Here is a 15,017-nt window from a genome sequence, read left to right on the forward strand (position 1 = left end):
GTTGAATTGGTGAGCAGCAAACTGATGTCGCTACCAATGTAAAAATGATCCACTTGCTAATGTAAAACTGATCCACTAACACGAGTTTCGCACAGGCATATAAAATTCTAGAAATGGCTTAAAAGCAATGATCAATCTGCAAGTTACTAAAACACATGAATTTTCTTAAATTACAATAAGTTGTATTTGATTTATAAGGTTTTATCTATTTATATATTATGCTGAATTAAACTTAAAAATAGAGCGTTTTTTTATTGGTGCGAAACTCGTGACTAAGAGTAAATATGGCAGTTTTAAGGTACTGCCGATGATAACATTGGAGATCAGAGTGGAAATTTCTGTTTTACATCGCCAGGGTATGTCTATACGTGCGATTGCGCGACGGCTTTCATGCTCAAGAGTAACCGGGAGGCGATATCTTCGTAGCACTGAAGCGGCGGCGAATATGCGTTATAAATCGAGAGCGCCTAGACCCGGTAAGTTGGATCCCTTCAAGGTATATATTCTCGAACGCGTAGAGGCGGCCAGACCTGATTGGATACCGGCCTGCGTATTGCTACGGGAGATCCGTGAACGAGGCTACACAGGCAGCTATAGCTTGCTGACCGCTTTTCTTCATCCTATGAAAAAAACCGTTATTGAAGATGTTGTCCGCTTTGAGACTGAACCCGGTGAACAGATGCAGGTTGACTTCACGATCATCAGACAGGGGAAGAATCCTTTGATGGCATTCGTTGCCACGTTAGGCTGGAGTCGCTCCACTTTTGTTAGGTTTTACACCTGTCAAAATTCAGCAGCCTGGGGCGAGGGGATTGAGTCAGCCCTACAGTATTTTGGCGGTATGCCTCGTCAGCTGCTATTTGATAATGCGAAGACCATTATCATTGAGCGTGATGTTTATGGTCCTGGTAAACACCGCTGGAATCCACAGCTTATCAAACTTGCCGAAAAATATGCTTTCAGTCCGAAAGTCTGCCGTCCATACAGGGCGAAGACTAAAGGTAAGGTTGAACCTTTTAATCACTATCTTAAGAACAGTTTCATTGTTCCACTAACCGCGTCATTTCGTCAGGCAGGGCTTACTTTGGATGCTACCGCCGCCAACTCACGTATTGGAGACTGGCTGAGTACAATAGCTAATGTACGTAAACACGGCACTACGGGTGTATCGCCGGAAGAGCGCATGCTACAAGAACGCTTGGCACTGTTGCCGCTGCCGAAAGTCATGCAAGCACATTTCCTTTACCGATACATCAGACTCGCCCCATTCCTATCGAGAGCCTACAACATCCTTTGTCCGTCTATCAGTCGATTCTGGAGATGCCGATATGAGTCTTCAGTATGAACGCATCGAAAAATTCTGCCAGCAGCTTAAACTGGACAGACTAAGCACAGAGTGGCCAGCTGTAGCGCAAGGAACTGTCGACAAGAACGGTACACTCGCTGACTTTCTAGAGTCTGTTTTACGACACCAGTATGAAGGACTTACTGAACGTCGGCGTCAAACGATACTCCGTTTATCTGGGCTGCCAGTGATAAAGACGTTGGAGCAGTTTGATTACAAATATGCCAGCGGTGTTCCCCGTAACCAAATACAGGAACTGGCTGGACTGGCTTTTATTGAGCGCCAGGAGAATATCGTGTTGCTAGGTCCGTCTGGTGTCGGTAAGACCCACCTTGCTACTGCCATCAGCTATAGGGCTGCGATGCAGGGATTAAGCATCCGTTTTCTAACTGCGGCGGACATGATGTTGCAGCTGCTTAGCTCTCATCGACAAGGTGACCTTAAAGGATATCTTACCCGAGTTATCAGTAAACCTAGACTATTGATTATCGATGAAGTTGGCTATTTACCTTTTGGCAAGGAAGAAGCAAACCTGTTCTTCCAGGTGGTGGCAAAGCGATATGAAGCGGGTAGTGTGCTCTTAACTAGTAATCTGTCTTTTGCTCAGTGGTCAAGTACATTTGGTGACGATGAGACGCTAACAGCGGCTATGCTGGATAGATTGCTGCACCATGCACATATTGTACAGATTAGTGGACAAAGTTATCGGTTAAAAGACAAGCTAAAAAGCGGTCAGCTACATAAAAAATTGAAACCGGAACTTAGCGAGTAAATTAAAGGGGGTGGATCAGTTTTACTTTAGCAAAGTGGATCAGAATTCAGTTGGCATTGACAACTGATTATGATCCCAGATAAAATGGTTGGTTATTTTGCTTCCTTGGCTAATAAGGGAACGGTTTTCATCATTGTTTTTATTAATAGGTTTTTGTTTGATTATTAGCTTACTGTAGTAAAGATCCCAATCTATAAGCCAATTTTCCGTATGAAGCGGATAAATTTTTTGTGTCAATTGAATATCATATTGGCTGCTATTACGTTCATAACGGCTATTTTTGTATTTAGTGGGCTTAACAACTTCTGGGTTTCTAAGTTGTATTCCATCATTTTGATAATAGCGTAATTGAGCTGAAATCATATATGACGGAGTGATTGCCCAGTTGCCCTTGGCGAATAGACTGTGAATATCCTCCTTATTAAAAGGAATTGAGCCATCACTGAGATGAGGCGATCCTTTTGATCTTGTACTAAAGGTAATCAATCCATCAGTGTCGTCAGTTCTACCAAATAATAAGCTACCATATTGATATCCCTGATCATTATGGCTATAGCCTAAGGTTAGAATAGCACCATGAGATTGCTCTGGAGCCAGCAGATCCCGTGCATTAAGTGTTTTTAAGGCGATAGTACCACCAAGGGCTCCACTACCATCTTGTAGGCTATTACTACCTTGTATAGCAATGATTTTTTTATAAACATTGGGTCTAGAAATGTGCCGGTGATTGTTCCTGCATCAATATCCTGCCGAATACCGTCAATGGTTATAAGAACCCCGGAACTTTCATAACCTCGCATGTTTAAATTTTGGCCATTGGTACTACCAAAGCCAGAGAGGATAACACCAGGAATACTTTTTAATAAATCTAATGCTTAGATGCGTATTGATATTTTGGCTTGCTAGTATCAATTACCGTATATGTTTTAGCGGTAGTGGATATATTTGGCATTGCTTGATCAGCGTATACAATAATGGTTTTATCGTCTGCTTTTGCCCAGGATGGCTGTGGAATCAGCATTCCGATGATACAAGGTACGCCATATAGTGAATGTTTAATATAATTAATTGATTTTAAGGCAGTTTTTTTCTTGAGACCCATAGGTATACTTCCCTATTGTTATAATAGATCTAAAAATTAGCTGCCTGATAGTAGTTAGGTGGCTTGGTTTTGATTATTTTATTTGGTTAATATTAATTTTCCTGCTCTGGTCTGGTGTAATTGATAAATTTTACCTTGATGGTAGATATTAGCAACTCCTTTTTGATCCAATAAATGTTGGCTATTGATGGTATTAATCATCTGGGTTGTTATTTGTTTTACATCTGAATTTAGTAAATTACTTTGTCTGAGTTTGTTCATATCGAAGAGGTATAACTAAATAATGGTAATGGTAATTATTATCATTATTGTTTTGTTGTTAATCAAGGTTTTTCATCTGCAGATAAACAGTGATAAAGTGAAATAATGATAAATAATTAAGAAATTTATTTTAAAAACAATAAAATAGAATTATTCTCATAAAGGATGGTTGAAAGAATATAAATAATTTTTATAAAGCAGGATTATTATTTTAGATGGTATTAGAATAATCAGTGATATTTATCTGTTTTTTATAGTTTTTTATTCATTCTTTGAGCAATAAAATAGATAATAAATATGTTTTTTAATTTAAATGCAATTATATAATAAAATGTTATTATTTTAAATAATAGATTTTATTTGTTTATATTATAGTCAGAATATATCGTTCAAAACTTTTATTTGATTTTCATGGTATTCCATTCACTTATTTATTGTTAACTTTAGGTTATTTTTACTATTTTATTTATATTCAGTGACGTTAAAAAAATAACATCGTTGAAATTTGTAAATTATATGTTTAATTATAGCTGGGCGGATGACAGACCAGATTATGATATAGAATAAGGTTTATTTACTGTTATATAATAGAAATCAAATAATAATATATGGTATTAGATAATCAATTGAATGGTAAATGAATAACAGGTAAAGTTTATGCATGTTTTATTATTAATCAATATTTGGCAGGCTTAATTAAAAATATGAATATTTATAGGTAAGTATCTTACTTTATAGCAGATGCGCTTTAGATTTTATAAATAAAAGTCAATAATATCATTATAAATCAATTGATTATCATTAATATTACTATTTACAATAGAAAAAAAAAGCCTATCATGGGCTGACAGGCAAAGACTACACACAGCAATATTCTGTAGGTTTCATGATTTTTTATTGCATAATAATGCTAGGAATATTGAAACCAATAATTTATAAAGAGGTTAATCTATAAGCATTATATTAAGATAACTCTAAGGTTTTATCACTAAGAATTATCTCAATAAAAATTTCACTTTATAGTATAATTATATAAGATTATTATTTAATCATACTAATGTTAAAATTAATGAAATTTAATTGTACGGTATTAATCGGTATTTTGGAAAATTTTTAGCGCAACAAATTTCAAATAATTTAAGTATAATGATTAACAAGAATATTAATTAGGTCAATCATTTTAATTTAAGGATCTTTCTTATATAAATTAGATTTGGTTAAATTATTTGATAACTTAGCTGGTTTCGAAACCTCATTCATCCAGGCGGTTAGTAAATTATGTGAGACAGCTAAAACGACTGGACCAATAAAAAGACCAATTACGCTAAATGATAAAATTCCACCAATAACGCCAATCAAAATAAGTATCATTGATAAATTCGCCCCCATCCTTATTAAAATAGGACGTAGTACGCCATCCATTGTTGCGACAATTATGCTCCATACAATCATAATAATGGCCCAGCTGGTATTGCCTGACCAGAATAACCATACTATGGAGGGTACCATAATCAATAATGGTCCAAGTTGGGCAACACAACATACAAAGATAAGAATTGTTAATATCGCAGCATAAGGAATATCTGCTAAAGCTAAACCAATACCACTGGTAATCGCTTGTATTAATGCGGTAACTACTACACCTAATGCAACAGCGCGAATTGATTGGCCTGCAAGTAGGATCGCGGTATCGCCTCGTGTACCTGCCAGGCGAATGGCAAAATGCCGAATACTTAATATAACACTTTCTCCCTGCAAATAGAGTAATGCACTAAATAGTAACATTACGACAAGATGAAACACGAAACGCCCGGCATTAATGGCTTGGGCTAAGAACCAGCTGGTTGCTTCTCCAACATACGGTTGTAGTTTAGCAATTAATGTATTACCGCCATTCGCGACCAATGTATGCCAACCATAAAAGAGTTTATTACCTATAAATGGTCGGTTTTTTAACCACAATAGCTCGGGTAATCTAATTTCAGTTGGTGATTTTGCCCATTCAATCAGTGGGCCACTGTTTTGAATAATGCTACCAATTAGTATTGCAAAAGGAATAACAAATAATAATATTACTAATACACGAGTTTCGCACAAAACTAATTTGGGTACGCTAATAAAACACGGATTTGCTCAGTAATAGCACTTTTGATTACGTCCCAATTTTGTTGATAAAGGGTTATTTTTTCAGATATACGACGTTTATGTTGTTCAAACCACGCAGAAATAGCGAGAAAAATATGATTTCTTTGCGCTCGGCTCGTGCGAGCCTGACAGCGTTCAATACCACAGTTTTGTTTAACTTCTCGATGATAAACTTCAACAGACCAACGGGCATCCATGATAGATTGGACGTATTGACGGGTGGGATTCTCTTTGTTTGTTACTATGTAATCAATACGGCCGTTTTTGGCTGTAAATTTGAAAACGGTTACCCAACCATATCCTCGCAAGTGTATTGACGTTCCTTCTTCTGAGATGTCTAACTTGTTCAGTTGTTTGTTATGGTTAACAATCCTATTTTTCCTCAGCGTGGTTACCCAGATCCAACCATGAGAGCGAATTGATTTCAGGTTATCCAGGCTAGAATACCAAGCATCCATCACTACCGCTTCTGGCATGATCCCTCTTTTTTTAGCAAGAGTGAGCATTTCGGAAAAGTGCGTGTTTTTTGTTTTTCCATCAGAATCTTTATCATAAATACGATAATTGATAGGAATTGATTCAACCTTCGTCAGATCATGCCAAAGCAAATTAACTAAACCTATGCCAGCAATAACATCATGTTCATTACCTGAATATTGATAATGGACCATCTCTATTTTTTTACTACGTGTTTTGGCAATCAATGTATCATCGGCAATTAGTACGCAAGGGCTTTTTTTGTCTATAGAAGGTTCAACTAATCGCCATAGGTCTTTAGGTCTAAAACATCTACTTTTTAGCCATCGGCTAACAGTGTCATGAGATAAAGGCGATGGGCTTACTTCTGATAACGCTAAACCAGAGTATCTTAAACTGCTTACTTGTAAGAATGTTTTATAGATATCTTTAATACATGGATAACCCGACAAAATATGAACACCCTGATTTTTTCTTGTTTTTAAATTTATACTTCTTTTTTGGAGATTGCGAAACTCGTGTAATAGAGTCATCGCTATACTTGCTAGCCATTTTTTATGCCATAGTTTACTTTCAATTTTTTTAAATAATGGCCAGGTTGCAATAACCACCATGCCTGCCCAGAGAAAACCAAGTATGAATGGTTTCAATACCCAAAAACATGCAGCTATCATCAATAAAATAGCAATTATGCTAAAAATGAATTTGGGTAAATCATTAGGGGATTGCGCTTTTTCCATATATTAGCCTGATTATAAAGAATGATGGGTGAATATTATCAATTGTCTATTACATGATTAATCATGTTTTTTGTATCTAAAAAAAGTAGGGTGATGATGGAAATTGTATTGTTTACAAAATGTTAATTGCCAAATTTTGTCTGGTATGTACTCTCAGTCAAAGATAGTACATAAATTGCAAAGTGAACACTAATTAAAAAGAGTTACTAGTATAATGATCCCACGTATAGGACGCGCTCATCAAATCAGTCAGCAGATAACAACCTATTTAACGACATTAAAAGACCGAGGTTTTAGCGGAGATTTAACCACCAGTTATGCTGAACGTTTATCAATGGCAACAGATAATAGTATTTATCAACTTACACCTCAAGCTGTTGTCTATCCACGTTCGACTAGCGATGTTCAATTGTTGGCGAAACTTGCCATTGATAAACAATTTCAGTCATTAACCTTTACACCCAGAGGTGGTGGCACAGGAACCAATGGCCAGGCTTTGACTGAAGGCATTGTGGTTGATATGTCGCGCTATATGCAAAAAATTTTGCAAATTAATGTGGCAGAAAAATGGGTTAGAGTCGAAGCTGGTGTGATAAAAGATCAACTTAACCAATTTTTGGCACCTTATGGTTATTTTTTTCACCTGAATTATCAACCAGTAATCGAGCCACCTTGGGTGGCATGATCAATACTGATGCCTCAGGTCAAGGCTCATTAGTTTATGGTAAAACATCGGATCATGTACTGAGTGTTAAAGCTATTTTACTTGGTGGAGAGGTATTAGAAACCTATCCGATGACAGTTGAGTTAGCGGAGCGTTTTTCACAGCAGCAATCAACTATTGGTCGCATATATAGCACCGTTTATCACCATTGTCGTCAGCAACGACAGCTAATTTTGGCTAAATTTCCGCGATTAAATAGATTTTTAACCGGTTATGATTTGCGACACGTGTTTGACGATACTATGACGCAATTTGATTTAACCCGAATTTTAACCGGCTCTGAAGGGACGCTGGCTTTCATTACCGAAGCTAAGCTAAATATTACTCCATTACCTAAAATAAGACGATTAGTTAATATAAAGTATGACTCATTTGATTCAGCGTTACGTAATGCACCAGTTATGGTGGCAGCCAAAGCCTTATCAGTGGAAACGGTTGATACTAAAATCCTTTATTTAGCGCGTGATGATATTATCTGGCATTCAGTGAGTAAATTAATTAACGATGTTGATGACAAAAAATTATCAGCATTAAATATTGTTGAATTTAGTGGGGATAGTGAAGAAAAAATTAATCAACAATTAACCCGTTTATGTTCACAATTGGATAAGTTAATCCAAGCCGGTAATTCGGGGATCCTTGATTATCATATATGTCATCAATTAGCAGATATTGAAAATATCTATACGATGAGAAAAAAAGCAGTTGGCCTATTGGCTAATACCAAAGGATTAGCAAAAACCGATACCGTTCTTAGAGGATACTTGCGTGCCACCGGAGCATTTAGCTGATTACATTGCCGAATTTCGTGCGATGCTTGACCGCAATAATTTAGCTTATGGCATGTTTGGACATGTTGATGCAGGGGTATTACATGTTCGCCCGGTGATGGATATGTGTGATCTTCAACAAGAAGTATTAATGAAACAAATTTCAGATCAAATTGCTCAACTTACTGCTAAATATGGCGGCTTATTATGGGGGGAACACGGTAAAGGTTTTCGCTCAGCCTATGGCCCACAATTTTTTGGTGAAAAGCTTTATCAAATACTCTGTCAAATTAAAACCGCATTTGATCCCTTTAATCAATTAAACCCAGGAAAAATATGCTCATCTATTAATGTAGCGCTCCCGTTAATGCCTATCGATGCTGTAAAAAGAGGAACCTATGATCGCACTATCCCGATCAAAGTGAGGGAAACATTTGAGCAGGTTATGGCCTGTAATGGTAATGGCTTGTGCTTTAATTTTGACGTTAATAGTCCAATGTGTCCTTCAATGAAAATTTCCCAGCAACGAATTCATTCGCCAAAAGGCCGAGCAACATTAATGCGAGAATGGTTAAGATTACAGGTTAAGCAAGGCGTAAACTTAGCGTTATTTGCAGAAGATATTAATAGTTATAAACTCTCTTGGCCGCAAAAAATAACACGCCTATACCATACCTTGCGAGCTAAGAGTGGACAGTATGATTTTTCCCATGAAGTAAAAGAAGCGATGGCGGGTTGTTTAGCCTGCAAAGCGTGTTCAACCCAATGCCCAGTTAAAATTGATGTTCCATCGTTTAGGGCAAAATTTTTAGCCCTCTATTATAGTCGTTATTTGCGACCAATTAGTGACTACCTGGTTGCCAATATTGAATTAACTTTGCCGCTGATGGCAGAACAACCACGCTGGTTTAATTTTATATTACGGCAAGGGTGGATACAAACCCTAGGTCACAAGGTGGTTGGACTAACGGATTTTCCTCAACTGTCTACACCCAGTTTACAACAACAATTGGCTGGTCATGCAGCATTGTCTCTGTCATTGCCACAATTAGAAAGCTTACCTGAAGAGACTCGCAGCCAATTTGTTTTTGTCGTCCAAGATCCATTTACTACACGAGTTTCGCACGGGCATATAAAATTCTAGAAATGGCTTCAGAACAATAATTAATCTGTAGCTTGCTAAGACGTATAAATTTACTTAAATTACAATAAGTTATTTTTAATTTATGAGATTTTTTCTATTTATATATTATGCTGAATTAAACTTAAAAATAGAGCGTTTTTTTATTGGTGCGAAACTCGTGTACTAGTTATTATGATGCAAGGGTAGTTGCAGATTTTATCCATTTAATTGAAATATTAGGTTATCGGCCTATATTGTTGCCATTTTCTGCTAATGGAAAAGCGTTGCATATTAAAGGATATTTAACCCGTTTTGCCAAAACAGCGCAAAAAACAGCGGATTTTCTTAACCGCTTAGCGCAATTATCAATTCCGATGGTCGGTATTGATCCAGCCTTAGTGCTCTGTTATCGCGATGAATATAGCCAGAACCTTGGTAATAAACGGGGTAAATTCGAAGTTAAATTAGTTAATGAGTGGCTGATGACAGTATTAGCGCCAAAGCCAGCAGCGAAGTTAACGGCTGAAAAATGGTATCTATTAGGGCATTGTACCAAGATGTCATTATTAGCTGATAGTGCCCAACAATGGATTAAAATTTTTGCTCATTTTGGTCGTCAACTTATTAATGTTAATGTTAATGTTGGTTGTTGCGGCATGGCAGGAACTTATGGTCATGAGGTTAAACATCTGGCTAATTCAAAGGGAATTTATGCCTTATCTTGGGGAAATCGATTACAAAAATTACCCAAAACACGTTGTCTAGCAACAGGTTACTCTTGTCGTAGTCAAGTAAAACGAATTGAAAATGAAACAATAAAACATCCTTTACAAGCGTTATTGGAGATATTTAAATGATTTGGCAGCGTTCTTATACCCTTGAAGAAATTAATAGTTGGAGTGATAACAGCATGTTATCCCATTTAGGGATTGTTATGTTAAGTATCAGTGACGATACTATTGAAGCAACAATGCCAGTTGATCAAGGTACCATGCAGCCGTTTGGATTACTACATGGTGGTGCTTCGGTGGTATTAGCCGAATCGTTAGGCTCAATAGCTGGTTATCTCTGTACTCAAGATAACCAAAAAGTAGTTGGCACCGAAATTAATGCTAGCCATATTAGGCCGGTATCTTCAGGAAAAGTACGTGGCGTATGTAGTACAATTCATCTAGGTCGCCGGCAACAAGTCTGGTCGATAAAAATCTTTGATTAACAATTAAGACTGAGTTGTATTTGTCGTTTGACAACAGTAATCATTTAATGATTAGCACTTAAAGATAACTAAACGACAAAAACTGGATGATTTAGCGATACTTTGCTCGTCATGTTAAATATTGCTGAATTTGCGAGTTTATTTTATTTTTTTAATGTTTATCAACATGTTAATATGATTGATAAATTAAGAATCGTAAAAAAACAGTAAAATAAACGCCACTTTTTGCTGAAAAAACACTCTAATAAAAATATCCGCTTAAAATAAATGGTTGAAGTGAGAAATGTTATCATTACTATATATAATATTAAACAAAAAAAGTCTAGCTACATTGATAGTGTAATCTAGTCAAAATATTAGTTTCGTGAGGTCAATAATGGCAGAGCATGTTGATACTTTTTCTTTGAATGAAACAACTTGGCAGGGTCTTACCATAACCGATAAAGCAGCTGCTCAAATTCTTAAATTAATGAAAAAAAATCCTGCTAGTCAGGGATTATCTCTTAATATCAAGCAATCAGGTTGTGCAGGATTTGGTTATGTCATTGCATTGATAGATAATCCAACTAAAGAATATTTGCTGTTTGAAAATAATGGCGCCAAACTTTTTGTTCCTCTAAAAGCAATGCCATTTATTGATGGTACTGAGGTTGATTATGTTCGTGAGGGACTTAATCAAGTATTCAAATTTAATAATCCTAAGGCTCAACACGCTTGTGGTTGTGGTGAAAGCTTTGGTATTTAAGTGAATTAAATTATGTCACAGCGTAATATAGAAATTGGTGATGATGTTCAACAATGGCTAGCGGAGCATCGTTATAAAGAGGGGTTTTTCACTCAGGTTGCAACGGATGAATTAGCTAAAGGTCTCAATGAAGAGGTCATCAAAGCGATTTCAGCCAAACGTAATGAACCTGATTGGATGTTGCAGTTTCGTTTAGATGCTTATCAACATTGGTTGGGTATGGAAGAGCCCCACTGGCTTAAAGGCTATTATCCTGATTTAAACTACCAGGAGTATAGTTATTATGCAGCGCCATCATGCAATAGTTGCGATGACACTTGTGAAACTGAAACTGATTCATCGGCAGCGGGTGGGGATGAGCATAGCAATAATTATCTGACCGCCGAAGTTGAAGAAGCATTCAATAAACTTGGTGTACCAGTCCGTGAGGGTAAATCGGTTGCGGTAGATGCTATTTTTGACTCTGTTTCTGTTTCAACAACTTATCGTAGCGAATTAGCGAAACTGGGTATTATTTTTTGCTCTTTTGGTGAAGCTATCCAACAGTATCCTGAGTTAGTAAAAAAATATATTGGTACGGTCGTTTCTAATCGAGACAATTTTTTTGCGGCATTAAATTCTGCTGTCGCTTCTGATGGGACATTTGTTTATGTGCCAAAAGGAGTTCGTTGCCCGATGGAATTATCAACCTATTTCCGTATTAATTCAGCTAAGACCGGTCAGTTTGAGCGCACTATCTTGATTGCTGATGAAGGTAGTTACGTTAGTTATATTGAAGGATGCTCTGCTCCGGTGCGAGATAGCTATCAATTACATGCTGCGGTAGTTGAAGTTATTATTCATAAAGATGCTGAAGTAAAATATTCTACCGTACAAAACTGGTTTTCAGGTGGTGAAAGTGAAACCGGTGGCATTTTAAACTTTGTCACCAAACGCGCCTTATGCGAGGGTGAGAATGCCAAAATGTCCTGGACACAGTCTGAAACAGGTTCGGCTATTACTTGGAAATATCCCAGTGTTATTTTGCAAGGGGATAATTCGGTGGGGGAATTCTTTTCAGTGGCATTAACCAATGGTAATCAACAGGCTGATACCGGTACAAAAATGATCCATATTGGTAAGAATACGCATTCTACCATCATCTCTAAAGGGATCTCAGCTGGTCGTAGTCAAAATAGTTACCGCGGTTTAGTAAAGATTTTACCGACGGCAGAAAATGCCAGAAATTATACCCAATGTGATTCTATGTTAATTGGCACTCAATGTGGCGCGCATACTTTTCCTTATATTGAAGTAAAAAATAGTAGCGCACAGTTAGAGCATGAAGCTACAACATCTCGTATTGGTGAAGATCAACTCTTTTATTGTTTGCAACGAGGTATTAGTGAGGATGACGCCATTTCGATGATCCTAAATGGTTTCTGTAAAGATGTCTTTTCTGAATTACCATTAGAGTTTGCCGTTGAAGCACAAAAATTGTTAGCAATTAGTTTGGAACATAGTGTGGGTTGATGGTTCCTATTAAAAGAATACTCAGTTATTCAAAGGCCAATGAAATGTTAAGTGTTAAAAATTTAAATGTCAGTATTGAAGGTAATCAAATTCTTAACGGATTAAATCTAGAAGTAAAAGCGGGTGAAGTACATGCAATCATGGGGCCTAATGGATCAGGCAAGAGTACATTATCAGTGACACTGGCAGGACGTGAAGAATATCAAGTAGAACAGGGTGAAATTCTATTCAAAAATAAAAATTTGCTTGAGTTATCGCCGGAAGAACGTGCAGGAGAAGGTATATTTTTAGCCTTTCAATATCCAGTGGAAATTCCTGGCGTAAGTAATCAATTTTTCTTACAAACCTCGGTTAATGCAGTAAGAGAGTATCGTAAGCAGCCACCACTAGATAGATTTGATTTTCAGGATTTTATTGAAGATAAAATTGAACTACTTGATATGCCGAAAGATTTACTTACTCGATCAGTAAATGTCGGTTTCTCTGGTGGAGAAAAAAAGCGTAATGATATTTTACAGATGGCAGCGTTAGAGCCTGAGTTATGTATTTTAGATGAAACCGACTCGGGTCTTGATATTGATGCCTTAAAAGTTGTGGCTAATGGCGTGAACTCACTTCGTAGCACTGAAAGAGCTTTTATCATCGTTACTCACTATCAGCGTATTTTGGATTATGTACAGCCTGATTTTGTTCATGTTCTCCATCAAGGCAAAATTATTCAATCAGGTGATTTTACCTTGGCCAAAAAACTGGAGGTACAAGGCTATGGCTGGCTTATTGACCAACAGTGAAAGAGCAGAAAAAGAGCAGCAAGTCACAAAGTTAAATCAACAGGTGCTAAAAAGCTTTGCGACACTTTTTTATGCCAGTAAAAGAGCAAATGAAAAACAAGCTCAGGCCTATTGGCAGCAGGTAGAGAAAATTGGTTTTCCTCCATTTCGCCATGAAGAGTGGCATTATACGCCGTTGGCAAAAGTACTTAACGCTCAATACCAATTAAATAGTGATAAAGTTAACACAATTACTGCTGAGCAATTAAAACAGCTGGCTATCTCCCTTGACGGCTGGCGAATTGTTTTGTTTGATGGATGTCTTATCCCTGACTTAAGTAGTGATAACTTTGGCCCTTATCAAATTCAAATGATGGATGCGCAAGCACAGCTTCCAGCGCCTATCGTGACCGATGAAATATTCCTGTATTTAACTGAGAGTCTGGCCGCTCAACCCTTAATGATTAAATTGGCCGCTAATCAACAGGTAGAAAAACCGCTCTATATATTGAATATTACCTCTGGTTCAAATCACCATAATTATGTTAATACTAGTCACTATCGCTATCATTTAGAGATTGGTGCCAATTGCAAATCACAAGTTATTGAACATTTTGTTTCTGTTGATGATAAGCCGCATCTGACAGGCAGTCGATTGACCGCTAATATAGGTGATAATAGTCATTTTAGACATATTAAATTTAGCGTTGAAAACAACCAAAGTCACCATTTTGCCCATAATGACATCTTGTCAGGTCGAGATAGTCAAATAAACAGTAGTGGTATTTTTATCGGCTCAGCATTACTTCGCCATCATACCAGTGTGAAATTAAATGGAGCGGGTAGCAGATTAACACTCAATAGCTTATTGTTGCCACAAAATAGAGAAATTGTTGATACCAGAACTTATCTTGAACATAATCAGCCATTTTGTGAAAGTCGCCAGTTGCATAAAACGATCGTGCAGGATGAAAGTAAAGCTGTTTTTAATGGTATGATTAAAGTTGCGCCACAGGCACTTAAAACCGATGGCCAAATGACAAATAATAATTTGTTATTAGGTAAACAAGCCGAAATTGACACCAAACCGCAGTTAGAAATTTATGCTGATGATGTTAAGTGTAGTCATGGCGCTACAGTAGGCCGGATTGATGATGAACCGCTGTTTTATTTACGTTCCCGGGGTATTCATCTCAATGATGCAAAACATATGATTATGGTGGCCTTTGCAGCTGAAGTCATCGAAGCTATTGATAGTGAGGCTGTAAGTAACAAGGTAATGGATATTATTCAGCAGCGCTTGGCAGGGATTTAA

At 37.0% G+C, this 15,017-nt stretch carries 11 protein-coding genes, 1 other RNA gene and 4 pseudogenes; 9 read left to right on the forward strand and 7 right to left on the reverse strand.

The window, feature by feature from the left end; genetic code table 11:
* The first annotated feature begins 307 nt into the window (after positions 1 to 307).
* Positions 308 to 1,332 (forward strand): annotated as a pseudogene (gene istA / locus V3224_RS03615) (IS21 family transposase).
* Positions 1,329 to 2,117, forward strand: coding sequence for an IS21-like element helper ATPase IstB (istB, locus tag V3224_RS03620; protein ID WP_334468577.1), 789 nt, complete (start codon positions 1,329 to 1,331; stop codon positions 2,115 to 2,117). The pseudogene istA and the gene istB overlap by 4 nt, the downstream one beginning before the upstream one ends.
* Before the next feature lie 39 nt (positions 2,118 to 2,156).
* Here the strand turns inward: istB and V3224_RS03625 are convergent, their stop codons facing one another.
* From V3224_RS03625 to V3224_RS03645, 7 genes and pseudogenes are all read right to left on the reverse strand, one after another.
* Positions 2,157 to 2,480 (reverse strand): hypothetical protein, encoded by a 324-nt coding sequence (locus tag V3224_RS03625; RefSeq protein ID WP_334468579.1) that lies wholly within the window; start codon positions 2,478 to 2,480, stop codon positions 2,157 to 2,159.
* 257 nt (positions 2,481 to 2,737) lie between these two features.
* Positions 2,738 to 2,974 (reverse strand): annotated as a pseudogene (locus tag V3224_RS29730) (TonB-dependent receptor plug domain-containing protein); the annotation flags it as partial.
* Between the two features lie 11 nt (positions 2,975 to 2,985).
* Positions 2,986 to 3,219, reverse strand: coding sequence for a hypothetical protein (locus V3224_RS03630; protein ID WP_334468581.1), 234 nt, complete (start codon positions 3,217 to 3,219; stop codon positions 2,986 to 2,988).
* A 78-nt stretch (positions 3,220 to 3,297) separates the two neighbouring features.
* A complete protein-coding gene (gene hemP, locus V3224_RS29735; protein WP_442889851.1) occupies positions 3,298 to 3,420 on the reverse strand; it encodes a hemin uptake protein HemP in 123 nt (40 codons plus the stop codon).
* A gap of 882 nt (positions 3,421 to 4,302) precedes the next feature.
* An RNA gene (gene rprA / locus V3224_RS03635) (antisense sRNA RprA) lies at positions 4,303 to 4,411 on the reverse strand.
* 254 nt (positions 4,412 to 4,665) lie between these two features.
* Complete coding sequence (gene ydiK, locus V3224_RS03640) at positions 4,666 to 5,577, reverse strand: AI-2E family transporter YdiK (RefSeq protein WP_334468583.1); 912 nt, start codon at positions 5,575 to 5,577, stop codon at positions 4,666 to 4,668.
* 2 nt (positions 5,578 to 5,579) lie between these two features.
* Entirely contained in the window at positions 5,580 to 6,842 is a 1,263-nt protein-coding gene (locus V3224_RS03645; RefSeq protein WP_334468584.1) for an IS701 family transposase, read from the reverse strand.
* Positions 6,843 to 7,056: 214 nt separating this feature from the next.
* Between V3224_RS03645 and V3224_RS03650 the strand changes: the two are divergent.
* From V3224_RS03650 to sufD, 7 genes and pseudogenes are all read left to right on the forward strand, one after another.
* Positions 7,057 to 9,444: pseudogene (locus V3224_RS03650) on the forward strand (FAD-binding and (Fe-S)-binding domain-containing protein); the annotation flags it as partial.
* A gap of 197 nt (positions 9,445 to 9,641) precedes the next feature.
* A pseudogene (locus V3224_RS03655) lies at positions 9,642 to 10,316 on the forward strand ((Fe-S)-binding protein); the annotation flags it as partial.
* A complete protein-coding gene (locus V3224_RS03660; protein ID WP_334468586.1) occupies positions 10,313 to 10,675 on the forward strand; it encodes a hotdog fold thioesterase in 363 nt (120 codons plus the stop codon). The pseudogene V3224_RS03655 and the gene V3224_RS03660, both read left to right, overlap by 4 nt.
* A 373-nt stretch (positions 10,676 to 11,048) precedes the next feature.
* Positions 11,049 to 11,420 carry a Fe-S cluster assembly scaffold SufA gene (gene sufA / locus V3224_RS03665; protein ID WP_180817619.1) on the forward strand — a complete coding sequence of 124 codons (372 nt, stop codon included), beginning with the start codon at positions 11,049 to 11,051 and terminating at the stop codon, positions 11,418 to 11,420.
* A 12-nt stretch (positions 11,421 to 11,432) separates the two neighbouring features.
* Entirely contained in the window at positions 11,433 to 12,932 is a 1,500-nt protein-coding gene (gene sufB, locus V3224_RS03670) for a Fe-S cluster assembly protein SufB (protein WP_334468588.1), read from the forward strand.
* A gap of 44 nt (positions 12,933 to 12,976) precedes the next feature.
* Entirely contained in the window at positions 12,977 to 13,723 is a 747-nt protein-coding gene (gene sufC, locus V3224_RS03675) for a Fe-S cluster assembly ATPase SufC (protein ID WP_334468589.1), read from the forward strand.
* Positions 13,698 to 15,017 (forward strand): Fe-S cluster assembly protein SufD, encoded by a 1,320-nt coding sequence (gene sufD / locus V3224_RS03680; RefSeq protein ID WP_334468764.1) that lies wholly within the window; start codon positions 13,698 to 13,700, stop codon positions 15,015 to 15,017. The genes sufC and sufD overlap by 26 nt, the downstream gene beginning before the upstream one ends.

Source organism: Arsenophonus sp. PmNCSU2021_1 (genome assembly GCF_036919435.1).
Taxonomy (GTDB): Bacteria; Pseudomonadota; Gammaproteobacteria; order Enterobacterales; family Enterobacteriaceae; genus Arsenophonus; species Arsenophonus nilaparvatae.

What these genes read in the sequence shown, in the direction of transcription:
- sufC (WP_334468589.1), top strand. Translation starts at nt 12,977, where the DNA reads ATGTTAAGTGTTAAAAATTTAAATGTCAGTATTGAAGGTAATCAAATT.
- V3224_RS03630 (WP_334468581.1), bottom strand. Translation starts at nt 3,219, where the DNA reads ATGGGTCTCAAGAAAAAAACTGCCTTAAAATCAATTAATTATATTAAA.
- sufD (WP_334468764.1), top strand. Translation starts at nt 13,698, where the DNA reads ATGGCTGGCTTATTGACCAACAGTGAAAGAGCAGAAAAAGAGCAGCAA.
- V3224_RS03625 (WP_334468579.1), bottom strand. Translation starts at nt 2,480, where the DNA reads ATGATTTCAGCTCAATTACGCTATTATCAAAATGATGGAATACAACTT.
- V3224_RS03645 (WP_334468584.1), bottom strand. Translation starts at nt 6,842, where the DNA reads ATGGAAAAAGCGCAATCCCCTAATGATTTACCCAAATTCATTTTTAGC.
- V3224_RS03660 (WP_334468586.1), top strand. Translation starts at nt 10,313, where the DNA reads ATGATTTGGCAGCGTTCTTATACCCTTGAAGAAATTAATAGTTGGAGT.
- hemP (WP_442889851.1), bottom strand. Translation starts at nt 3,420, where the DNA reads ATGATTAATACCATCAATAGCCAACATTTATTGGATCAAAAAGGAGTT.
- istB (WP_334468577.1), top strand. Translation starts at nt 1,329, where the DNA reads ATGAGTCTTCAGTATGAACGCATCGAAAAATTCTGCCAGCAGCTTAAA.
- sufB (WP_334468588.1), top strand. Translation starts at nt 11,433, where the DNA reads ATGTCACAGCGTAATATAGAAATTGGTGATGATGTTCAACAATGGCTA.